This window comes from Paenibacillus nanchangensis, assembly GCF_046543445.1.
GTDB lineage: Bacteria > Bacillota > Bacilli > Paenibacillales > Paenibacillaceae > Paenibacillus_AQ > Paenibacillus_AQ nanchangensis.
This window is the reverse complement of the sequence record NZ_JBHOFD010000006.1, coordinates 137,759-161,153: the sequence shown is the minus strand read 5'-3', so window position 1 is coordinate 161,153 and position 23,395 is coordinate 137,759. Positions and strand designations below refer to the sequence as shown.

Annotated in this window: 18 protein-coding genes; 2 read left to right on the top strand and 16 right to left on the bottom strand. The window is 57.2% G+C overall.

Annotated elements, in window-relative coordinates:
• Nucleotides 1-179: 179 nt before the first annotated feature.
• From ACE6ED_RS06475 to ACE6ED_RS06450, 6 genes are all read right to left on the bottom strand, one after another.
• The gene (locus tag ACE6ED_RS06475) at nucleotides 180-1,661 is read right to left on the bottom strand and encodes a glutamate synthase subunit beta (RefSeq protein WP_410826285.1); all 1,482 of its coding nucleotides are present in this window, start codon (nucleotides 1,659-1,661) and stop codon (nucleotides 180-182) included.
• Nucleotides 1,662-2,198: 537 nt separating this feature from the next.
• Complete coding sequence (gene pulA / locus ACE6ED_RS06470) at nucleotides 2,199-4,154, bottom strand: type I pullulanase (RefSeq protein ID WP_410826284.1); 1,956 nt, start codon at nucleotides 4,152-4,154, stop codon at nucleotides 2,199-2,201.
• Between the two features lie 94 nt (nucleotides 4,155-4,248).
• Entirely contained in the window at nucleotides 4,249-5,934 is a 1,686-nt protein-coding gene (locus tag ACE6ED_RS06465) for a glycoside hydrolase family 13 protein (RefSeq protein WP_410826283.1), read from the bottom strand.
• 316 nt (nucleotides 5,935-6,250) lie between these two features.
• Complete coding sequence (locus ACE6ED_RS06460; RefSeq protein ID WP_410826282.1) at nucleotides 6,251-6,844, bottom strand: C39 family peptidase; 594 nt, start codon at nucleotides 6,842-6,844, stop codon at nucleotides 6,251-6,253.
• Entirely contained in the window at nucleotides 6,841-10,308 is a 3,468-nt protein-coding gene (locus ACE6ED_RS06455; RefSeq protein ID WP_410826281.1) for a PAS domain S-box protein, read from the bottom strand. Before ACE6ED_RS06455 ends, ACE6ED_RS06460 begins: the two co-directional genes overlap by 4 nt.
• A 385-nt stretch (nucleotides 10,309-10,693) precedes the next feature.
• Nucleotides 10,694-11,488 (bottom strand): YheC/YheD family protein, encoded by a 795-nt coding sequence (locus ACE6ED_RS06450; protein WP_410826280.1) that lies wholly within the window; start codon nucleotides 11,486-11,488, stop codon nucleotides 10,694-10,696.
• Nucleotides 11,489-11,679: 191 nt separating this feature from the next.
• On the opposite strand from ACE6ED_RS06450, the gene ACE6ED_RS06445 reads away from it, so the two are divergent.
• Nucleotides 11,680-12,861, top strand: a complete 1,182-nt coding sequence (locus ACE6ED_RS06445) for a glycosyltransferase family 4 protein (RefSeq protein ID WP_410826279.1) — start codon at nucleotides 11,680-11,682, stop codon at nucleotides 12,859-12,861.
• 181 nt (nucleotides 12,862-13,042) lie between these two features.
• Here the strand turns inward: ACE6ED_RS06445 and ACE6ED_RS06440 are convergent, their stop codons facing one another.
• From ACE6ED_RS06440 to ACE6ED_RS06415, 6 genes are all read right to left on the bottom strand, one after another.
• On the bottom strand, nucleotides 13,043-13,195 hold the full coding sequence (locus ACE6ED_RS06440) for a hypothetical protein (protein ID WP_410826278.1): 153 nt from the start codon (nucleotides 13,193-13,195) through the stop codon (nucleotides 13,043-13,045).
• 410 nt (nucleotides 13,196-13,605) lie between these two features.
• Entirely contained in the window at nucleotides 13,606-14,847 is a 1,242-nt protein-coding gene (locus ACE6ED_RS06435; protein ID WP_410826277.1) for a DUF445 domain-containing protein, read from the bottom strand.
• Nucleotides 14,848-14,989: 142 nt separating this feature from the next.
• Nucleotides 14,990-16,366, bottom strand: a complete 1,377-nt coding sequence (locus ACE6ED_RS06430) for a sugar phosphate nucleotidyltransferase (protein WP_410826276.1) — start codon at nucleotides 16,364-16,366, stop codon at nucleotides 14,990-14,992.
• Nucleotides 16,363-17,187, bottom strand: a complete 825-nt coding sequence (locus tag ACE6ED_RS06425; protein ID WP_410826275.1) for a DUF6492 family protein — start codon at nucleotides 17,185-17,187, stop codon at nucleotides 16,363-16,365. Before ACE6ED_RS06425 ends, ACE6ED_RS06430 begins: the two co-directional genes overlap by 4 nt.
• A gap of 106 nt (nucleotides 17,188-17,293) precedes the next feature.
• Nucleotides 17,294-18,415, bottom strand: a complete 1,122-nt coding sequence (locus ACE6ED_RS06420; protein WP_410826274.1) for a DUF4850 domain-containing protein — start codon at nucleotides 18,413-18,415, stop codon at nucleotides 17,294-17,296.
• A 5-nt stretch (nucleotides 18,416-18,420) separates the two neighbouring features.
• The gene (locus ACE6ED_RS06415) at nucleotides 18,421-18,960 is read right to left on the bottom strand and encodes an RNA polymerase sigma factor (RefSeq protein ID WP_410826273.1); all 540 of its coding nucleotides are present in this window, start codon (nucleotides 18,958-18,960) and stop codon (nucleotides 18,421-18,423) included.
• Nucleotides 18,961-19,200: 240 nt separating this feature from the next.
• Here ACE6ED_RS06415 and ACE6ED_RS06410 point away from each other — a divergent pair, with 240 nt between their 5' ends.
• Complete coding sequence (locus ACE6ED_RS06410) at nucleotides 19,201-20,094, top strand: HAD family hydrolase (RefSeq protein WP_410826272.1); 894 nt, start codon at nucleotides 19,201-19,203, stop codon at nucleotides 20,092-20,094.
• Here ACE6ED_RS06410 and ACE6ED_RS06405 read toward each other — a convergent pair.
• The 4 genes from ACE6ED_RS06405 to ACE6ED_RS06390 form a co-directional block, all read right to left on the bottom strand.
• Nucleotides 20,050-20,775, bottom strand: coding sequence for a YhfC family glutamic-type intramembrane protease (locus tag ACE6ED_RS06405; RefSeq protein WP_410826271.1), 726 nt, complete (start codon nucleotides 20,773-20,775; stop codon nucleotides 20,050-20,052). The two genes, ACE6ED_RS06410 and ACE6ED_RS06405, sit on opposite strands and share 45 nt — an antisense overlap.
• Entirely contained in the window at nucleotides 20,772-21,341 is a 570-nt protein-coding gene (locus ACE6ED_RS06400; RefSeq protein ID WP_410826270.1) for a helix-turn-helix domain-containing protein, read from the bottom strand. The genes ACE6ED_RS06405 and ACE6ED_RS06400 overlap by 4 nt, the downstream gene beginning before the upstream one ends.
• A gap of 237 nt (nucleotides 21,342-21,578) precedes the next feature.
• Nucleotides 21,579-22,547, bottom strand: coding sequence for an NAD-dependent epimerase/dehydratase family protein (locus ACE6ED_RS06395; protein ID WP_410826269.1), 969 nt, complete (start codon nucleotides 22,545-22,547; stop codon nucleotides 21,579-21,581).
• A gap of 70 nt (nucleotides 22,548-22,617) precedes the next feature.
• The gene (locus ACE6ED_RS06390) at nucleotides 22,618-23,139 is read right to left on the bottom strand and encodes a TetR/AcrR family transcriptional regulator (protein WP_410826268.1); all 522 of its coding nucleotides are present in this window, start codon (nucleotides 23,137-23,139) and stop codon (nucleotides 22,618-22,620) included.
• Between the last annotated feature and the right edge of the window lie 256 nt (nucleotides 23,140-23,395).

Below are 23,395 nucleotides of genomic sequence, written 5' to 3'. Positions count from 1 at the left end.
AGAACCCGCGCATGAACATCTTCGTGCCTAGCATGAACATCTTCGTGCCTAACTTGACGGGCAGGACCCGCACATGAGCATCTTCGTGCCCAGCTTGACGGGTAGGACTGGGCGCAAGAGACAAGCTGCATGCCCAAATGTCAGCGCCCTGCTTCGATTGATGAAGACGCCAGGTCTATTCAGGGCAGATTGGAGGCCCCCATTAAATAGCGGTCGACTTCCCGTGCGGCTTGGCGGCCCTCGTTAATCGCCCATACAACCAGGCTTTGGCCGCGCCGCATATCGCCGGCAGTGAAAATCCCTTCAACATTGGTTGCCTGCAGGCCGAATTCGGCTTTGGCGTTGGACCGTTCGTCAAGTTCGACGCCCAGCTGCGCAAGTATAGTCTCCTCAGGTCCAGTAAAGCCCATCGCCAGCAGCACCAGCTGCGCCGGCAGCACTTCTTCACTGCCCGGCACTTCAACCGGTGTCATCCGGCCGTTTTCGCCGCGGACCCATTCAATTTGTACAGTAAGCAGTCCTGATACATGTCCTTCTTCGCCGATAAAGCGTTTGGTCGAGACCAGGTAACGGCGGGGGTCCTCCCCATACAGCGCGGCAGCCTCCTGCTGTCCGTAATCGACCTTCAGCACCTTGGGGTATTCCGGCCAAGGGTTGCCCGCCTGCCGGGTAAGCGGGGACGGCGGCATAATCTCAAGCTGGGTTACGCTCCGGCAGCCATGGCGAATAGCTGTAGCCACACAGTCCGTTCCCGTGTCACCTCCGCCGATTACAACGACGTCTTTGCCGGCGGCCGACAGGTAACGTCCGTCCTGGAGGCCGGAATCCAGCAGGCTTTTTGTATTCAGCGTCAGGAATTCCATCGCCTGGTGGATGCCCGCCAGCTCCCGGCCCTCTACGTTCAAATCGCGCGGCCGGGTTGCACCGCCGCACAGCACAACGGCGTCGAACTGCGCCTTCAGCTCCGCGGCCGGCAGATCGGTGCCGATTTCCGTGCCGGTCACAAACGTTACGCCTTCAGCGGCAAGCAGATCCACCCGGCGCTGCACGGTCTTTTTATCGAGTTTCATGTTAGGAATGCCGTAGGTCAGCAGCCCGCCGATCCGGTCCGCCCGCTCATAGACCGTCACATTGTGCCCGGCTTTGTTCAACTGCGCCGCGCAGGCCAGACCTGCTGGCCCGGAGCCGACGACCGCAACCTTCCGGTCCGTCCGCGACAGCGGCGGTTCCGGTGCAATCCAGCCTTCCGCAAATCCGCGGTCAACAATCGCCTTTTCAATCGACTTAATGGTTACGGGCTGGCCGTGCAGGCCCACAGTACAGGAACCCTCACAGGGAGCGGGACACACCCGGCCAGTGAACTCCGGAAAATTGTTGTTTTTGTGCAGACGTTTCAGCGCGACCCGCCAATTCCCGCGGTACACCAGATCGTTCCACTCGGGGATCAAATTGTGCACAGGGCAGCCCGAAGCCATACCCGACAACATCCGGCCGACATGGCAAAACGGCGTACCGCAATCCATACACCGGGCCGCCTGGTCCCGCAGCTTCTCTTCCTCCATCGTGACAGCGAATTCATCCCAATTGGCAATCCGGCGCAGCGGCTCGCATTCCGCCGGCGTTTCCCGTTTATATTCTAAAAATCCGGTTGTTTTCCCCATTCCCTGTTCTCTCCCTTATTGTGCCGATTCGCATCGTTCAAATCAAGATTATATGCCGCAGTAAAGCGAAAAAGCAGGCTGGTGCGAAGTGTCCGTTATTCCTTGCTTTTCGCCATCGTAGCATTCGTTTCCTCATCGGCGTAATGAAGTAAATCACCATGTAAACAAAATGACACATTCAAACTAACGATATTGTCCAAAATGTCCGCATGATTTGGCGATGGAAACAAGGTGCTGCCTGCGAAAACTGCCGGGTTGCTCCGAAAGCCGGGTTCGCTCCAGCAGCCGGGAAAAGATACTGGAGAGCAGGGGCTGACGGCTAACTGCGCTGCACAAAAAACCGCCGGGCGCAAAAAAGCCGCCCGGCGCAGTAACGGCCGGACGGCTAATGAATGAAGGATCAAGGCGATCCGAGCCGGGCCGTCTTCCGCAGCCTTGCCTTGCGGAGACAGCTTCCTTACGGACAGGCGGGAGTTCACCCGCCCGATTATCCGGTCGGCTCCCTCATTTTTTTAACTATATTGTCATTGTCGTAAATTAATCTTCGACGATCAGCACAATCATTCCCGGTCCGCCGGCTGTCAGCCGGTAACCTGAAAGCGAGCGCACATGATCCGCTCCGAAGCGGACCCGCCATTCCCCAAGCTCCGGCAACCGGACTTCGGTTTCCTTGCCGCTGTTGTACAGCACATAAACATGGCGCGCGGGGTCTCCCCCGGCATGATCCCGCAGCGTATAAGCGATACTGCCGGATGGAACCAGCTCAAACACAAGATGGCGGCGGATTTCATCGGCACTGCGGAGCCGGAAGGCCGGATGTGCCTTGCGGAGAGCGATCAGCTCTTTCATGAAGGCAACATCGTCCGTCCGCTGCGCGCAGCGTTCCCAATCCAGCCAATTTATTTCCACAGGCGATTTAAAGCTGTTCTCCACACCCTGCTTGGTCCGCATAAACTCCTGTCCGGCGTGCAGAAAAGCTATCCCCTGGCTGGTTAACACCATGGAGGACGCCAGCCGGTGCATGGCGGTAAGCTCCGCCTCGTCCGCATCCGGACAAGACAACACCAGCTTATCCCACAGCGTATGATTGTCATGACATTCGACAAAATTGACAACCTGCCCGGGCTCGCCGGCATAATGTCCGATACCGCCGCCGTACTGGATACCGCCCGCAATGCCTCCCTTGGTTTGAGTGTCCAGCTTCCTTCCGCCGCCCACGAAGCCGGGTAAGTCGAACAAAAACACATCGCCCTTGACGGCATCGCGGAACGAGTCGTTAAACTGAGCGATCCGGGGCATGCTCCGCGCATTTTTCTGATGGGCAAGCCGCTCTTCCGGCAGCGCCGTCTCCAGGATCCAGCCTTCCCCGATCATCAGCAGCGTGGGATCGATCTCATCGAGTCTGCGGCGAACCTCATTCATCGTCTCGATATCAATCAGGCCCATCAAATCAAAACGGAAGCCGTCAAAATGATATTCCCTGGCCCAATACAGCACCGAATCCACGATAAAACGGGTCATCATTTTCCGTTCGGTCGCACAGTCGTTCCCGCAGCCCGAACCGTTGGAAAGCTCGCCGTCCGGCTCATGGCGGAGATAGTAGCCCGGAACCAGCTTTGTGAAATTAACGCGGAACGCATCGTAGACATGATTGTAGACCACATCCATAACAACCCGGAGCCCGGTATCGTGCAGCTTCTGGATCAGTGTCTTGAGCTCGGTGATGCGCAGTCCCGGAACATAAGGATCCGTCGCATAGGAGCCTTCGGGCACGTTATAGTTTTTGGGATCATATCCCCAGTTATAATGCGGCTTATCCAGCTGTGTTTCATCCACGCTTTCAGTGGAATAGTCATAGACAGGCAGGAGCTGCACATGGGTTACGCCCAACCCGGCGATATGATCAAGCCCGGTCGGAATGCCGCCCGGTCCCCGCGTCCCTTCTTCCGCCAACCCCAGATACTTGCTTTTATGGAGAATGCCGCTTTTGGGATGAATGGATAAATCCCGCAAATGAAGTTCGTAGATAATGGCATCAAGCGCGTCTTCAAGCGGCGGTCTGTCGTCCGTCCAACGCTCCGGGTCGGTCGCACGCAGGTCGATAATCGCTCCGCGGTCGCCGTTTACGCCCACAGCTCTCGCGTACGGATCGCAGGCCTCTCCCACGCACTCCCCTACTTTTACCCGATATGTGTAAAAACGGCCCTGCAGATCGCCAGGAACGGTAAGCGTCCAGGTTCCCCTGACGTCCCGCTCCATCGGCAGCACCTCATCGGCCGGTCCGTCCCAGGAGCCGTACAACACCACATAAGCCTCCTGCGCTGTCGGCGCCCATAGCCGGAATGCCGAGCTGTCCGGACGGTAAGTCAAACCCAGGTCATCGCCTTCGTAGCTGAAGTAATCGTCGAACTCACGGTCAAATACAGATATTCCGCCAGTTACCGCCGGATCCCCATAATCGATGGGTTCCTCCCTCTCTCGCTGTACCGCCAAATTGTCATCTCCTCTATAGTCAGCAGAATTTGTGCAAACGTTTGATTGAGTACAGGCGGGATTATATCATTCCCTGTAAAACGCTGTCAAACCGTTATGTCATACGAAAGACAAGCGCTTCGTACGGCCGCAAATGACGAGGCAGCTCCGCACCTTCCGCCAGATCGGGATAGTTGCCGATCAGCAGCGTAAACGATCCCGTTTCTTCAGTTCCACCCATAGCCGGTAAGTCCAGTTCGCTCTCCTCTTTCGAAAAATTCAGAACAACCAGCAGACGCTCTGAACCCAGCGCCCGGAGGTAGGCAAAAATCCGTGGATGCGGCTCCAGCAGCGGCTCGTACGAGCCGTAGACCAATGCCGGTGTTTCCTTCCGCAAGCGAATCATTTTTTTGTAAAAAGCGAACACCGAATCCGGATCGGCCAGCGCGCGGCCAACGTTAATTTCGTCCGCATTCGGATTTTGTCCGATCCACGGGGTGCCTGTGGTAAATCCTGCACCTTCGCCGTCCTCCCACTGCATAGGCGTCCGGGCCTGGTCGCGTGAAGCGGGAAGGAGTTTGGCCAGCACTTCGTCTTCGGCAGCTCCATTTTCGGTCTCCAGCCGGTAATATTCCAGCGCCTGCTGCTCTTTGAAATCCTCAATCCGCGCAAAATGCCCGCTGTTGGTCATGCCGATTTCATCGCCCTGATAAATAAACGGCGTCCCGCGCAGCGACAGCGCCAGCACAGCCAGCATCGAAGCTGATTCCCTGCGCCATTTTCCGGCATCCCCAAGATAGGAGACAAGCCTCGGATGATCGTGGTTGCTGAAGTACAAGCCAATCCAGCCTTCTTCGAGCTCGGTCTGCCACTTCTTGATAATTCCCTTTAAGTCGGCTAAATTCCAAGGCTTCAAATACCACAAATCGTCGTCTCCTTCAGCCACCTTGGACGCTTCAATCATAAGGATCATATTCATTTCACGCCGGCCGGGCGCGGTATAGCGCTCCGCGTCTTCCGGCGATACTTTTGCTGTCTCACCGGCAGTAACAACCGGGTAGCGGGACAGCACCTCCCGGTGCATCTCCTGATAGTAATCGTGAATATGCACGCCGTTCCGGTAATACTCTTCACCCGCGCCCTGCTTCTTATCCGAATCGGTGTCGGAAAAAGACGGATCTTTGGACAAAATGTTTGCCGCGTCGATGCGGAAGGCGTCCACGCCTTTTTCCAGCCAAAATTCCATAACGGCATGCATCTCGGCGCGCACCTTGGGATTGTCCCAGTTCAGGTCGGGCTGTTTGCGCCCATAGATGTGCAGGTAATATTGTTTTGTCTCCGACTCCCATTCCCAGGCAGAACCTCCAAGATAGGAAGTCCAGTTATTCGGCGGGCCCCCGTCCTTCCCAGGATCGCGCCAAATGTAATAATCCCGGTACGGATTGTCTCTGGATTTCCGTGCTTCCCGGAACCACGGGTGCTCGTCCGAGGTGTGGTTAAGCACCAGATCCATCATCAGCTTCATCCCCCTGCGGTTCAGGCTGTCGCGAAGCTCCTCCCAGTCCTCCATCGTTCCGTACTCAGGTGCAATAGCGCAGTAATCGCTGATATCATATCCATAATCCGCGTTCGGGGACGGATAGACCGGTGTAATCCAGACAACATCCGCCCCGAGCTCCTGGATGTGGTCCAGCCTGGAGATCATCCCCGGGAGGTCTCCGATTCCGTCGCCGCCCGAATCCATAAAACTTCTGGGGTATACTTCATAAACAATGCTTTCCTTCCAGTTCCACAGGTTCATAGCAGCGCCTCCTTATGCCGTGAGCCTTTGAGCCGTGTGCGATTGCGGCCGATTGCTGTCTGTGCGGCAGAACCGTCTATTTTTATTACCCAATCAGCGTTACCAAACTACAATTACTAATATAAGGAAATAGGCTTACGTTTTTTAATTAACAACGGGCTGAAACGCCAAAAAAAGACAGCCGCTAAGGCTGCCTTACCTACATTATTTGTCGATCACACATTTGCCGATTACGACTAAGCGGATGGGCGCGGGTAATCCCAATAGAACTGCCGCCGGACTGTGAATAACGCTTGCGGCATCTGGAATATCCCGGTCACGCCCGGGCCGGCTTCACTCCAATCAGCGTGAGCACCGGCAGGTTCGCCTGATAATCGATCAGACACTCCCGGCTGCCGCGGTAGCCTCCGCCCCGGATACGGGTCCCGTTGTCCTGCACAAGCAGCCACTGCCCGCCCTCCGCCGATTCCCGGTAACCGACACCAACTGTCCAGTGATAATCAAATGCATAGTTCCCGCGCCAGCGGAAAGACGACCATTTATCAAACTTCACCGCGACGGGGCGCCCCGCCTCAATCTCTGCCTTGTAGTCCCCGAAACCGGAAAGCCTGCGAACTGCAGCCGGTCCCGCCTCTCCATTCTGCAGACAGTTCCGCAGGCCCCGCATCAGCTTCCATGCCGGCATTCCCCAAGGCGTTCCGCCACAGTAGCGGTATAAATAGTTCAGATACTCCGACTTGGAACCGAAACGGCTCATGCCGCCCGCAGTGTTCCAGCCCCTTTGGCTCCAGTATTCCGTAATGACGGCGATGGTCGCCGGGCCGCAGGCGGAGGCAGGGGATTTTACCCCTTCCTCCCACTGGGTGAACGGCTCCACCCCATCAATCCGCCGGGTCAGCATGGCAGTCATGTGGACACGGTGCTGCTCTGCTGGCGGAGAATCCGTTCAATTTCGGATGACAAAAACGGTTTGCTGACAAAGTCGCGCATTCCGGCAGCAAGGCATTTTTCGCGGTCCTCCCGTCTGGCATAGGCGGTTACCGCCACGATATACGGCTCCGGCTGTCCGGTTAACTGTTCACGGATCAGCGCCGCCGCGGTTAGCCCGCTCATCAAAGGCATCTGAATATCCATAAATATCACATCGTAATTGTTATTCAGCGCCAGTTCCACCGCCTGCTCACCGTTTGCCGCCAAATCAGCCCGGTATCCCCACTTGCGCAGCAGCGTCAGCAGCAGCTTCTGGTTGACCGGGTGATCTTCGGCTACCAGAATTTGCAGCGGACCAAAGTTTGGCTCAAGCGGGACATCCTCATCCAGCCGGACAACCGGGAGATATGCGCTCTCATCTTCCTCCGCCGGCCGGGTCTCGCCGGTCAGCACAAGCTCGGGCGCACAGGAATCGTCCAGCCGGTCGGCCTGCAGGCTGAAGTAGAAGTCCGAGCCGGCGTTCTCCGCACTTTCCACTCCGATTGCACCGCCCATCAGCTCGATCAGTTTTTTGCAGATCGCCAGCCCCAATCCGGTTCCGCCATATTTGCGGTTGATGGAAGGATGCAGCTGAGAAAATGACTGAAAGAGCAGCGCCTGCTTCTCATACGGAATGCCAATCCCCGTATCGCGCACGTGAAAGACCAGATGGTCGTTATCGCTTCGCGACACCTCAATGCAGACGGAACCCTGCTCGGTAAATTTGACCGCATTGCTGACCAGATTAACTAAAATCTGCCGCAGCCGGTTCCCGTCCCCGGCAATAACGGCGGGAACGCCTTCTCCGATCCGGCCCGTCAGGCTGAGCCGTTTATCAGCTGCCTTGGCGGAAAACAGCTCGAGCACTTGCTCCAGCAGCGACTGGAGATAGACGGGCTCCTGCACCAGCGTCATTTTTCCGGCTTCAATTTTGCTGAAATCCAGAATTTCATTCAAAATATGCAGCAGCGCCGCGCTGCTCTGGCCGATGATCTCAACATAGCCGCGCTGCTCCTCATCCAATACGGTTTCCGCCAGCAGATCGGTCATCCCCATAATCCCGTTCATCGGCGTCCGCAGCTCATGGCTCATTACCGCCAGGAACTCCGACTTGGCCTGATCCGCCTTCTCTGCCGATTCTTTTGCCCGGATAATCTCCTTTTCATCAGTTACATCCCGGAAGACGATAACCGAGCCCTTCAGCTCGCCTTTATCGAACAGCGGGTTGACCTGATACTCGGCCAAAAAGCTTGACCCGTCCTTACGCCACAACACCGCTTCTTTAGCGCGGTGGGACACCCCCTCCCGTGCTGCTTTCAGCATAGGCGCGATCTTGGAGGCGTACTGCTCGTCGTAGACAGCCGTTTGCTCCAGCGTCTGGATGTACGGATAACCCATGACATCCGCATGCTCGAATCCCAGCATGTGGCCGCCCGCAGGATTGATAAACTGGATACGGCCTTCCAGATCCAGGCCGAAAATCCCCTCGGAGACCGAGTTCAGAATGAGCGTATGCTCGCTGCTGAGCTTCTCGATCTGCTCAATGTAGCGTTTGCTGTCGGTAATATCGCGCGAGATGCCATACACGCCTACAACCTGATCGTCTACGATAATGGGCACATTAACCGTGTTGATCTCCACCAAATGTCCGTCCTTGTGGATGAGGGTCAGATCGTAGCTTTGCGGATAACCCTTACAGGCCAAGCCAAAATGGCGGTTCGTCAGCTCCACGTCTTTTTTCGCCACAATCGGGCCGTAATACATGCCGATCAGTTCTTCCAGCGTATAACCCGTCAGCTTCTCCAGCTTTGAATTGGCCGTTAGATATTCGCCCGCCAGATTCATGGAATAGACCGCGGAAGGATTATATTCGAACAACGACCGGTAACGCTGCTGGCTTTCTTTAAGCATGAATTCAAATTTCTTCCGGTCTGCGATGTCGCGCATGACGGCGATAATCTCCCGTCTGCCGTGTTCGTCCTCGACATACCGGCTGTTCGTTTCAAACCAGCTGTAGCTGCCGTCCTTATGGCGGTAGCGGAAGGCAATCGGCGGGATATGGCCTGTCCTCCTGCTTTCTTCCATGTAGCGGTAGACCCGTTCCACATCATCCGGATGCAGATAGTCATTGGCGCTTGTCCCGACCATCTCTTCCGGCTCATATCCCAGCAGCGTGCGGCTCGCCGGAGAACAGTACAGAAAGATGGAATCCTCCACGGCATGGCGCGAAATTAAGTCCAGCGAATTTTCGGAAATGATCCGGTAATTTCGCTCGCTTTCCCGAAGCTTCTCCTCCATCCGCATCCGCTCGGAGTTATCCTGCAGCATGCCCAGGACCCGCATGGGCTTGCCGAATGCGTCAAACAACCCCTCCCACTGAATCAGCAAATGCCGGACGTTTCCATCGGGCAAAACAAGCCGGTAAGTGATTTCACCGGGAATGCCGGCCCGCATCTGATGTTCGACCACTTCGCTCACCCGCCCGAAATCCTCCCGGTGAATGAGCTCCAGGTAATCGTAGATATTCATTACCGGTTCCGTTATAAATCCATGGAGCGTTAGATACGCTTCTTCGGAGAGGCTGAGCAAATCCGTTTCAAAATCCCAAACCCATGAACCGATTTTTGCCGCACGCTGGGCAATCGCCAGCGACTCCTCATACTGCTTACGGTCATGAACATTTCGGCCAATTGCAAGGATACGCTCTTCCTCGCCTTGTTCATTCCGGATGATTTGAAACGACGTCTCAAACCATATATAACTTCCGTTCTTGTGGCGGATCCGCCGGGTGAACGTATCGTTGTCCGAATACAGCTTGTCCGAATCCTGCATCTCTTCCGCATCGGCCGGGTGATAAAAAAATCTGCGGTCCTTTCCGACTAATTCCTCCGGCTCATAGCCCAGCAGCTTCTTCACGGACGGGGAAACAAAAGCCAGCGTACCATCGGGTCCGCTTAACGTGATGATGTTCTGGTCGTTTTTTATCACAAGGTTATACAGATCCCGGCTGTCAACCGCAAGCTGGTCATCCGCTTTTTGCGGCGTGATATCTGCAATGCAAAAAATGATAAACAAGCCGCCGCGCTCCGCCGCAGCTGAGCAGGTCAATGCCAGCCACAAGTTACGCCCGTCCTTATGAGGGAAACGGATCTCCATATTTATCGAGGAGGAAGGAGCGCCGGCCAACCGGGATACAATTTCGCGGCAGCCGCCTATCCCTTCATCCTTGTCCGGATCATATCGCAGCAGGACGCCCAATTCATCTGCGGTATAACCTAGCATACGGCATAATGCCGGGTTCACACGTTCTACAACTCCTGTGCTGGAGGATATTATAGCCATCCCTAGCGGATGCAACATAAAAGCCTGCTCAAATATGCCCATATCCCCCACCAAACGATCCATTAAACAAGGCCTCCTTCATCATCATCCGGTTCTGCCGACCCGGTTGGCACGCTATCTAAACTACTATATTCGCATCTTCACGCCCGAATCCTGTCGAAACAACACAAAAACGCCCTTTGCCAAGATGGAGGATCATTCCAACCCTAGAGAGCGAAAAACGCGGGGTTTGGGGCAGCAGTTGACCTTTGACCCGTCACTAATCACAACATTTTACCCAATCGTGCACAGCTTGAATCAGTACATTTGCCCCGGTATGCGCATATATGTAAAATCTTATCGGTTTTAGCCGGGATGGAGGCTGAGGTGCAGGACCGAAACGCCGAACAAGAGACACAAAACAGGGAACCGGTCTTTATCCCGATCCCCTTTTCCTTGGCGTCCGTGCTCAGGTTTTGCTCCGCGCCGCTTGTTTACGGGTCCGCTGTTCTTGGGCCCGCCGGTACGCCATAACACGCCGGTACATCGTTTTGTCCTTGAGCCGGTTAAAGATAAACGGGTCCGGATTGGTGTTAACCTCGATAATCCAAGGCGTCAGCGTGCGGTCTAATCCAACGTCGACACCCACTTTTTTGAAACCTGGATATTTAGCGTGATAGATGCGGCCGATGTCTTCCCCAAGCTTTTTCAGTTTGCGGATCGTCTCTCCCATAGCTGCGGCATCCATATGCGGAGACAGCAGCTTCTCAATTGCGGTTGGCCGGCCTCCGCTGTGGTAGTTGGTAACAATTTTGCCCCGGTCCGCCACCCTGCCGATAATTCCCGTTGTTTCCCAGCGTCCTTTGGGGCTGAGCTGGACCATAACGCGGATATCAAACCGCCGGCCATGATGCTTCAGCAGGACAATACCCTTTTGAATCAGGTAGCTTCGTCCGCCTGTCGCTTTGCGCAGGGATTGGTAAAACGCCTCGAACCTACCGAAGGATTTGATCTTCGTGCCGCTTTGGTACGTGTAGGCAGGCCCGCCGGATCCACCTCCCGCTTCGGCCCGCATTACCCCTTTGCCGTAGGTTCCCCGCTCCGGCTTCACATACACCATGCCGTATTTATTCAACATTGCTCTCAGATTGTCCCGTGTAAACCGGACGGTTTCCGGAACCAGATGCGATACGCCGGAGCTGCGCAGCAGCACCTTTGTTTTGATCCACTTGCTAGTCAGGTGAGTCAACCGTTTGCTTCCCAATGTCGCCTCTCTCCCATTCCCTGTAATCGTTCCGCTGGCCACCCAGGGTATTCCGTATAAAATATGCTGGCAACCGCCTTTCGGAGCGGGTATACGCCTTGCTTCCGGAGAAGGAGTGTCGTCTGCCTAACGGAACGCATACAGTAAATGGAGTGTGCTGGAGGGTTACCAAGGGAAAAGAGGTGCATCGCATGCGAATCGCGATGGTCGCTCCGGAACGTCTGCCCCTGCCGGGCAGCGGTTCGGTCGAGATCTGTATTCACGCGCTGGCCGTCCGGCTGGCGGAACGCCATGAGGTGACCGTGCTATGCCGCAGCGCCGAAGGACAGCCGAACCGGGAGCAGGAGGGACGCGTGGAATTCGTCCGGATTGCGGCGGACAGCTATGCGGTGTACAAGGCCGGCGTCCTGAGTTACCTCCGTCAACATAAAAGCCGCTTCGATCTGGTGCAGGTCGACAACCGGCCGGGGATGATGGCCGCGGTCAAATCCGCCTGTCCGGATCTGACCGTGGCGCTTTTTCTGCATTCCTTGACCTTTGTCCCGGCCTCCAGACAAGTTGCGGGCGCATTGGCACGTGCCGACCTGATTTTGGCAAACAGCCGCTCGCTTGGGCGGAGGCTGCGCCGCCGGTTCCCGCGCATCCCGCCCGCGGCCATCGTGCCGCTCGGCGTCGACACGGATCGCTTCCGGCCGGCGGCGGCCCGGCCCGCCGGGCGGCCGTTCACCGTGCTCTTCGCCGGTCGGCTCATCCCCCGCAAGGGCGTCCCGGTGCTGCTGCGGGCGCTGCACCGGATCCGCCGGCGGGTGCCGGTGCAGCTCATCGTCGCAGGCGGCGGTCCGCCGGCATACGTCCGGCGGCTGAAGCAGCTGGCCCGCCGGCTTCGCATCCCGGCGGTCTTCCTCGGCAGCGTGCCCCATGCGGACATCCACCGCCTCTACCCGCAGGCCGACTGCTTCGTCTGCCCCTCCCAGCGGCATGAAGCCTTTGGCCTCGTCAACGTGGAAGCGATGGCCTGCGGGCTACCGGTCGTCGCCTCCCGGATCGGGGGCATCGCCGAGATCGTTGATCCCGGCCGCAGCGGCTTCCTCGTCCGCCAGTACAAGGAACCGGCCGCGTTTGCCGCCTATCTGTTCCGGCTGGCGGCCCATCCAGGCGCGGCGGAGCAGATGGGGCGGGCGGCCCGCGCTGAGGCGGAGGCGCGATTTGACTGGCGGTACTCGGCCGTCGCTCTGGAGCGCCTCTATGCCGCAGCGCTTGGCGGACGGGCGCTTGGCGGGCAGGCGTTTGCAGGCGCAGGCGGGGGGGAATCTCGCGCGCCAACGCCGGCACCCGCACCGGCTCCGCCGCAAGCGCCTCTGGCCGCGCCATAACCGGGACGCGCCGGCGGCAAGTCGGGCGGCAGGTTCCGCCGGGAATGCAAACACGCCAGACGCAAACAGCCAGACGCAAACAGCCAGACGCAAACAGCCAGACGCAAACAGCCAGACGCAAACAGCCAGACGCAAACAGCCAGACGCAAACAGCCAGACGCAAACAGCCAGGGCTGGGAGCTTACCGCTCCGGCCCTGGCTGTCTTTTCATCGTCTGATCGTTTGCCTGCTTTGCCCACCTTGCGCCGGCCCCATGCTGATGGATTTGGACTATGGCGGTATCCATCATCTTCTGCCCAAAGTCGGGTTCAATGGTAACATACTTCAGGATCATCCAAGATTCCCACCTTTTGTAGCCGCCAGAGAAAGTATGGGTACAAGTTGACGGACTCAGGATGCGTTATTTGCTGATTATTCTGTGTTTTGGCAAAGTTACGGACTCAAATGCGCCTATTTACGCGAAGAATCCATAGTTTGTATGTTTTCAGTACGAATAACGGCCCTGGAGTCCGTCAGGCATATCAAAGCCCCAGAATTTCAGAAATAACGTCCTCTGGGTCCGGAAAGACATCTGTACCGTGTTCTGTGGTAATCCGTTGCGGGTGTGTCACAGGAGAGGATTCGCAGATCGATCTGACAATAAACAGCTGTAGCTCTAGGGTTGATAGCATTCCGTAACCCATTACGGAATCGTTTGACTGACCCTTATTTCCCTAATTTACAATTTGCGTACACACCCTAATATTACAGCAGCTGGATCGCCGTCAGCACAATGCCGACCAAAAAGCCGCACAGCGCGCCGTTCACCCGAATCCACTGCAAATCCTTGCCGATCTTCTCTTCCAGCATGCTGACCAGACTGGCATCGTCCATCTTGTCCAGATTTTCTTTGACCAGCTGGCCGATCCGGTAGTGGTTGGCCTCAACAAACCGGACAAGCGCAGTGCGGATCCGGCTCTCCGTCTCCTCCAGCCACACCGTCTCTTTACCGATCCGGCGGACAATCCACGCGTACAGCTTAAACAACGCCCGCCCGCCTGTTCTCGCGTCCTCCTCCAGATATTCGGCCGCGCGTTCCTGCAGCCGGACAAGCGCGGACGCGATCAGCCCGGCGGCTTCCTCGCCCTCCAGCTGCCGCAACCCCCACTCGCGCAGCGGTTCCAGCTGGCCTTCTTCGCCGGCGAACTGGAAGATGCGAATCCGGATTTCACGGAGCAAGTCCGCCCGGTATGTGCTGTCCTCTTCAAGAAAATCAGCGACAGCGGAACGAACCATGCCCTGCAGCAGCTCGCCCAGCTTGTCTTCCTCCATAAAGCCGACAAACGCCTGGAAGGCGACGCCTTTGAGCCCGCCGAGCTTGACCTCGCTCAGCTTCTCCGTGGCCAAGCGGCCCAGCATGCTTTTGGTTTCCGGACGATCCGCCCACTCCAGTGCTTGGCCGAGCACATAGTTCAGTGCGGCTTCGTCCTTGCCGTCCTCGATCAGCCGGGTAACCAGATTGTCCGCCATGCCTTTGATGTCCGCTTCACGGACGTAGCCGGCCAGCGCGGTCTGCACATAAGGCACCGCCGAATCGGCCGGAAGCTTGCGGACCAGCGCCGCCGCTTGGCCCAAAAGCTCGCGGCGGGTGGCTTTTTTGGCCGCCGCCCGGGTCAGCATGGACCCGGCCAGCGGCAGAAAGCTGATGCTCCGCAGACGGTTGCCGATGCTTTCTTTGTTGAGCAGCTCCGTCTCCATTGCCGTAATCAGGGAGCGGACGATTTTGTCACGGTTCTTCAGCAGCAGCGACGTATGCGGGATCGGAATCCCCATCGGATGCCGGAACAGGGCCGTCACCGCAAACCAGTCGGCCAAGCCGCCGACAAGGCCGGCCTCAAAACCGCCCAGCAGCAGCAGAACGACCGTAGATTCTGGAAGCAGAAGGGTAACGATAAAGCCGCACGCCATAAACGCCAGCGACAGCGCAGCCAAATATTTGGAATTCATCGGAATCAGACCTCCTAAACGGGTACAGGCTCCGGGTTTTGCCGCCCGGATAATCCGCCATTCATTGTACCACGAATACAGGCTAAGCGAAAAATCATGGCAAGACCGGCACTCGCCTCGCCTTTTCCCCCATTCCGATCCTCTACTCGCCCCAGCTCATCGTTATCCGTTCCGTATCCCCGCTTCCTTCCGCCGCCGGGAACCCCCAACGAATTTCGAGCCATTCCATCGGTTCCATCGCCCGGATGCCGTGTTTATATCCGGCGGGAATCGTGACCATGCTTCCGCATTCCAACGGATGCAGTTTCCCTTCGAGCATGTATTCTCCCCGCCCTGCAAGGATGACCCACAGCTCCCGGGAATGCGGATGCCGGTGATAACTCGTCTGTTCGCCCGCCCGCAGCCGGAGCTTCCGGGTCAGGCAGCTTCCCCCTCCCGGCATGGCGGTTATGTCGAGTACGCGGTACTCGCCCCAGCGTTTCTCCGAGATCATCGGCCGGCGGGAATGCCCGGCAGCATCAAGCACCTCCTTGATCCGGTCGGCCTGCCGCCTGTCCGCGACGAGGATGCCGTCCGGCGAAGCCGCCACAATCAGGCCGGGCGCGCCGATGACATGGGCCGGAATGGGCAGCTCGTTGACGAGGCAGGTCCCGGCGGAATCCGCCGAGACGCTGCCCGCCCCCGTGACCCGTTCCTCCAATTCACCGGCGAGAACATCCCAGCTGCCCAGATCGCTCCAGGCGCCCGGATAAGACAGAGTGACAACCCCCGGAGTCTTTTCCGTAACTTCCCGGTCAAAACTCTCGGCCGGCAGCTCGCCGTACGCATCAAGCAGCGGGCCGTATTCGGGCGGCAGCCCGCGTCTGCGCAAGTCGTCCAGCAGAAACCCAAGCCGAAACCCGAATATTCCGCAGTTCCACAGCGCTCCTTCGCTCATCAGCCGCCGGGCCTGCTCCGGAGCCGGCTTCTCCTCGAACCGGGCGACCGGCTGCCAGGCTTCCCCGCCCCCCTGCTTCTCCGGCACAATGTAGCCAAAAGCCGACGAAGGGGCGACCGGCACGGTCCCGATCAGCGCGAGACTCGCGCCCGATTGCTCCAGCACTTCCGGCAGACGGACAAGCAGGCGGTAAAACGCTTCGTCCGCATACGTGTCGACCGGAACAACCGCCACCGTCTCCTCCGGGTCCGCCTGAGCCGCCGAATACAGATAGGCGGCAGCCAGCGCGGCGGCCGCATAAGTCCCCCGTTTGAGCGGCTCGCCAAGTACAGGGACCTGCGGCTCCAGCGAAGCCCTCGTCATTTCCAGCTGGTCGGTCTGGGTAACGACGCAGCCGGAGGCCATGGGCACGCCCGCCGCTTTCAGCCCGCGCAGCACCCGCCGGAGCATCGACTCCCGTTCGCCGTCCGGGCCCGGCAGCAGTCTCAGGTATGCCTTCGTGCGCACGCCGTTTGACAGCGGCCACAGGCGCTGGCCCGAGCCGCCGGAGAGCAGCACAACCCGGGGAAGACGCCGGTTCAACGCGAACCCGCCTTAGTTTTAAGCGAATAATCTTTTCGCTTGTGGAGAGACACGGAACGGTACCGCGCCGCCAGCGCCCCCGTTCTGGATGCAGTAAGGGCCGACGCGCTGAGATTCAGGCTTTTGTTGCGGGCTTTGCGCATGATGATGCCGCCGCGGTCCGTCGAGTACAGGTAGTTGCCGTACGTCTCAAACTCGGAAAAAGCAAACGGCCGCGAACGGTTCATACTGCGCAGAATCGCCTTATACCAGCTTGTGCCGTGCCTTGCTTCCATTTCGCGTTTCATCTGCGCCAGCTTGCGGCGCTCGAACAGCATGTAGTGCGTAACGAACGAGGTCGGCGCTTTCTTCGGCGATCCCATCAGCTTCCGGTACGTGCGGAAGTATTCCTCCTGGCTCCAGTTCCGGCAGTACAGCACGGTCCGTCCGTTCCGGCGGAACGTATGCGGACGGATCAGCACCGTATCGGCGTCGATCACCAGAAAAAAGTCCGCCGTGCACAGCCGGTCCCCGCTCAGCTTCAGCAGCTGCTGAAACAGCCAGCCCGAGCGCTCCCAGGTGCGCGAGCGGTAATGGATATCTTTTTTGACGATAGGCAGAACCGTATTTTCATCGATAAAGCTGCAGTTGTGGGTTTTGCAAAAAGCAAGCATCTTTGGCCGGCGCGGAGCAATGATCAAAATGCGGCGGATCGGGTGTCTGACATGCCGGCGAAGCCCGGCTACCACATGGGGCAGTGTGGCCAGGTCCTTTTCAATTGCCGGGATCAGCACATCAATCGGCACCGCGCGGCCGGATAAAGCATTCGGGGACGATGGCATAAATTCATCTCCATTCACAGTATTCGCTGTTAGGATATGAACGTTCGCCCCGCCTGGAATGGGCCTTTTGCGCCCTAAAGCCGGAAAGAAGCGCCGATTGTGCCAATTAAGGCCGTCGTCCCGTCTCCACCGCGCCTCCCTGGGCCTTAAAAAATCCCAATATCGTCTCTGCTAACGGTTCGCCGCCGCCTGCATCTTCAAGTGAAAGCTCCTCTTTTTTGAACCGGTACAGCGGTTCTGTTTCGTCAATTTCCTTGCGCGCCATGCCTTCTGTAAGAACGCCGGTTTCCGGGTGCAGATAGGAATAACGGCTGTAATCCCCATCCTGCTCCTGGGTTACAAAATCCAGCTTTTCGTAGACCTCCATCCCTTTTTCGGCCGACCACCCGGCAAGCTCGGGAAAATACTGGCCGATGCTGTATATCGCGCACCCGCCGCAGCTGCCGGCCGTATCCATATAATCCAGCCGTTCGCGGGGGTTATCCGGATTCCGGAGGTGGAAACCGTAAGAAGCGTTGGCGCCTACACCGGAGTCGGTGGAACGCCATCCCCTTGGAGCGATCAGCAGGTACCCGTGTTTATCATCACCATCATTCATCCAGTAAGCCGCCAGCCCCTCCGCTTGATCCGGCATGATCGCAAAATCGACCGCTGACAGCGGGGTGACCGGGGTCACCGAAGGATCCGTCCCGTCACCCTTGATGTCGACACCATAAGAAGCTTCGATGGAATAAAGCGGCAGACTGATCTGCCCTCCCTCTCCTGAGGAAACAAAACTTACGGTCCCCTGCAAAATCATCCGCTGGTAGTCTGCTGTTGCGGGAAGCTCCACGCCCTTGTCTGCGGGCGATGTTTCGTCTGCGGGCCGGGCTTCGTCTGCAGACCGGGTTTCGTCCGCAGGCCGGGCTGCCGCCGTCGGTACAGCCGAAGCCCCGGGAGCCGTCCCGCCTTGTTCGGCTCCTCCTCCCTGCGTCATCGTCATCCCTTCAGGCGGCTTAACCGCCAAGTCCGGCCAGAACACCGTCAGCAGCAGCGCCGCGGCGAGCAGTCCGGCGGCCCCCAGCCCCCAGCCAAAAAATCTGCCGCGGGCACTCCGGGGGTTCCGGGCCCCTTTCTCCCCCGCTTCTCTCCGCACCTTTTCCTGCATCACGGAAGTAAACTGATTGTCCTGAAACGGCTTTTCCTTCAAATGCCGCAGCTTCTGTTCCAGTTCCGCATCGTCTTTCATCCGCCTCATCTCCCCTCTTCCCTTTCCTTCAGCAGCCGGGCCGCCCGCTGTTTCGCTCTGCGCAGCCGGGACTTCACCGCGGTGACCGATGCTCCAAGCATCTCCGCAATCTGTTCCAGCGTCAGGCCGTGATGCGCCTGCAGCAGCAAAATCTCCCGGTCTTTGGCGGGCAGCGCCAGCACCGCGCCCCAGACTTCATGCGTCAGCTGTTCGGCCAAAAAGCTGTCCTCCGCCGAGGGCATCGCCCCGTCCTCCGGAGCAAACCCGAACAGCGCCACTCTGCGGGCAAAAGCGGAGCGGCGCTGGCTGAACCAGCAGTTCCGGGCGATTTTGAACAGCCAGGTCTTCACCTGGGCTTCTCCTCTGAACGTATGCGCATTCCGGTAGGCTTTTATAAATGTCTCTTGGGCAATATCGTCCGCGGTTTCTCTGCGCCTGCATAGAAAATAAGCGTAATTCCACACATCTTCCCCGTACTGTTCCATCCATCCGGTCAGCACGGCTTCGCTTGACGAAGCACGCATTCCCGGTTCCCTGTTCTCCATAACCTTTTTTCCTCCCAGTCACTAAACAGACTAAGCGGAGCTGGTAAAGTTGCAGCTTTTGCGTCATTTTTTTTGGCCGCGGGGATGCCGGATTGCAGGATTAAGGGTATAACTGAGATAGCGATACTTACTTCTTTCCTCAGTTAAATCCGCCAGACGAGGAGCCGCACTACCAAATCGACACAGAGCCGGCGCAGGAACAGCCTAAGCCCGGCCATCAAAGGAGAAGAGAGACAACCTATGCTGATAGCCTTGGATATGGATGGAACACTGTTAAACGAAGACGGAATGATCAGTCCGGGAAACCGCGACGCAATCCGGCGGGCGCAAAGCCTGGGGCATATCGTAGCCATCGCTACGGGAAGATCATTTATGGACGCGGAAAAACAGCTCCGGCTGGCCGAGCTGGAATGCCCAGTCGTCAGCATGAACGGCGCGGGCGTAACGCTGCCCGATTTAACCCGGGTATCCAGCACTCCGCTTGAAAAAGAGACGATTATCCCGTTTTTGCGCTGGATGAGCGAGCTGCCGGAGCTGTATTACGAGGTGTACACCGGGGACAACGTTTATGTCGAGCTGAACAAACGCGTACGTCTGGAAAAGCTGGCCGCCGGCCAGCAGGCCGAGGTGCCGGAAGAACTGCGTTGGCTGATCCGGGCACTGGTGGACCAGCAGTTCCGGCAGGCAGCCGTAACGTATGTAGAGAGCATGGAGGAAGTGTGGAGTAAACCGGAGACGGTCATTTACAAAACGCTTGCTTTTTCGCTCAGTCCCGAGCTGCTCAAAGAAGCCGCCGGGCGGTTCGCCGGCGTTCCGGGTGTGATTGTGACGGCTTCACATGAAAACAACATTGAGGTGAACCACGAGCTGGCCACCAAAGGCGAAGGCATAAAAAAACTGGCCGCCCACTACGGCATCCCGATGGAGGAAGTAGCCGTAATGGGGGACAGCTATAACGATGTTCCCATGTTCGAGGCGGCCAGTTACCGCATCGCCATGGCGAATGCCGCGGACGTGCTTAAGGATATGAGCGACTTCATTACCCTCAGCAACCAGGAAGACGGGGTCGCCGCAGGCATTGAACATCTGTTAAACGGCACCCGCCAGCCAAAGTCCCGTTCCGAACAGCGCTAGACCTACCGCGGCTATAAAAAGGCTGGTCCCGACAAGCGATTTTTGGCCCAGTTTGACTGCCGTGAGATTAAAGGCGCTGTGCAGCGGAATAAGCAGGATGACCGTCCAGGGGTTATGTGCAACAATTAATGTAGCCCCGATATGAAAAGCGGACGCCCAAACGCGCTCCAGAATTCCCCACAGCGGACTGGCCTGAAGATTTCCCTGCTTCAGCAGGATTTCTTTGGCCTGCATCGCTTTCTCGTCCGTACGCGGTAGGAGCGAGACGATTACCGCGACATTGACCATCACAAACAGCACCTCGACCGCCGCCCAGCCTTGCCCGACCGAATGCGCCCAAGGCAGCGCGGCCGAGGTTAATGCGATCAGAAGCAGCCGGACGGACTCCTCAAAGACACCCGAGCTGGCTCCCACAATTGTTTTCGCGCGTTCTTCAGGCAGATTGCGGACCAGGGCGCTGAGGGGGCCCCGCAGAAACAAGGCGATCAACCATCCCAGCGCTCCAAGGCCAAAACCTTTCCAGTCCATCCCGTATCCCAGCGACTGCATCAAGGCCCAAAAACCAACAGGCACCAGCAGGTACAGCGGGAGAAAGGTCAGTGCCCGGCGGGATACACCGGCAAACGGATCGGTCTCCTGGCCCGCACCGCGCTTATTCAGATCATTGGTTGTCGTCATCATGTTTTGTCCTCCTCTTTTGGTAGGAATTTTTCCTGCCCGGCACCGGGGATAACGATGGTGGAAAGCATCCGTCTGCGCCGGTCCGCGCCGGGTGCGTTACCGGCGTATTTGGCCATAGCGCCGCGTATCTCCTGAAGCAGCGAGCGGTATTCCTCATCGCTGAGCTCAAGATGCACCTGCCGGAACGATACGCCATCCTGTACCAAATCGTATTCCGGCTGTCTGACGTACTCCCCGAAGTCGCCGATCAGCGAGGCCGCAAACCGCAAAAACAGCTGCATATGCTCGCCGGCGGAAGCCTGCGTCGTGCCGCTCGGCGTAACCGTTTGCCCGCCGGGGGAGAGAGTATACACTTTTTCAAGCGTGCCGCGCACCTTGTTTTCTTCCGCGACGCCGATGATGTTCGCCTTCAGCATTTTGTCCAGATGCCGGTACAGGGTTGCCTGCGGTACATCGCCCAGTTCATCCAGCAGCTGCTTGGCTGTCCGGTTGCCCCGCATCGCCAGAGATTGCAGAATTCGCATCCGGATGGGATGCAAAATCAAGTCCGCTTTGGGATCGGTCATCTTGCTTCACCTCATTATTATCATTATTGATAATGATAATATAACGTATTTTAGTGTCTGCCGCAATCCCTTTGGACAAAAAAAGAGAGCCGGCCAGCATCGCCGAATCTCTTCAAATTTTTGGTAGCAGCAGAACTCCAAAAATGTAGGCGCAGGCTTCGCTCCTGCAGCTCATAGCCGCCTCTGGTGCCATCGCTTCTGCACCATCGCCTCTTTCCTGTCATTCACTCGTTCGGCCTAAACAGATTGTTTTGACTGCCGCTTCTGCAGCTCGCGGATCGTATCGCCTATCGCCTGCTCGTGAGACGTCCAGCGGATCGGTCCAATCTCCCGCTCATATTTACTTCCGCTAAGCACAAACGGCTCCTCCGTCAAATACAGCATCTCCACCACTTCCTTCATGACGGGATTAAACAGCCCTGCTAGTGAAAGGCTGATCCGGCCCATGGGAATTACGGGTTTACGTGTACCAGCGGCCGCTTGAGCGATGCGGACGATCTCTTTTCCCGAAAGAAGCGAAGGTCCGGGAATATGCCAGTTCTGTCCGTATGAAGTCTCTTTTGACGCAACTTCCACAATCATCTTGGCAGCGTCGGGCAGATACACATATTCTCTGGGCACCGTCATGTTGCCGACAAATACGGCCGGTTTGCCCGCGGCGATGGCTCCCAAGGTAACATCCAGATAAGAGGCTTGGGCTGATGGGCCATAATAGTCGGGTAAACGGACAATAAGCGGCTCTGCTCCCTCCCACCTGTTACTGAAAATCAGGGACTCATAGGCAAGCCGGATTTTGCCTTTGCGGGTATGGGGCCGCTTGGGATGGTCCTCCGTGGCCTGGTCCACAGTTCTGCGTCCATAGGGATAAATTCCGTCGACAACAACAATCTTGGTCCGCAGCCGCTGTGCAGCAGTCATTACAGACTCACCCAAGTGAAGCAACCGGCTCTCCATCTCATGATAGGGAATATTGGCGCTGTGAAAAATCACATCCGCTCCCTCAGCCGCCCGTTCCACATCGTCAGGGTTAAAAGCATCCCCGGCCGCCAGATGCAGACGGGCCGGTGTGCCCAGCGATGCGCTTAAATTTTGCAGCTTGCCCATTGACCGCCCGAACGCTACGGTTTCGATTCCCCGTTTCAACAGCTCTGCCGTCAGCGGCTGTCCAACCCCGCCTGTTGCTCCCAGAACGATTGCTTTTTTCATTTTCGCTCGCCTCCACATTCGATTATGGTTATTGATTGACCAATTACTTATCCTCAAAAAAAATATCTCTCTAGTTTTTTGCCATTAAATCCGGCATATCAAGCGCCATCGCCACATTGCACAATATCCCGCGCGCCAGGAAATCGGACGTTCGTTTGGCGGCCTCCCCTATACCAGCCTTCTCAAACGCTTGGTGTACCGTTCGCTGGATCTGCTCCATTCCACGGCGCATCGCTTCCCGGACAGGCTCCTCGCGAATGGTGTAAGCCTGCATCTGCAGCAGGATTTCGTTCCGGTGAGCCTGCATAATCTGCTCATAAGCTCCAATCAGCCTTGATTCCAGCTCTGCCGCGGGCGCAGTCGTGATGATGTCTGCAAAAGCCTGCAAAATTCGCTCCATGGCGACGCCGAGCGCCTCGACGAGCAGCGATTCCTTGGTGAAAAAACGGTACACATAGGGCTGGGAAATCGAAGCCCGCTCCGCCACCTGAGCCGTAGTCGCACGGTAATAACCAATTTCGGCAAAAACCTCAATGGCGGCAGACACAATCTCCTTCTTGCGGTTTACGGATGTTGCGGTCTCTTTACTCATGTTTTACTGCTCCTCAGCTTCCAGCTTAGTTTAGTTATTGATTGGCCAATCACTAAATTTGAATTTATCTTAGCTTATTCCCCTCCGCTTTGCAAGCCCCCTTTTTTAATTCCGCTCCCTTTATTTTATACCCTCGCTATCACGCCTTCTGATATCACGTCTCCTCCAGCGATTTTAGGTTCCCTTAAAGTCATTTTAAGCTTTCTATAAGGTTCGGCGGGTACAATAAGGTCAGACACCGGCAGCCAGACAGTTG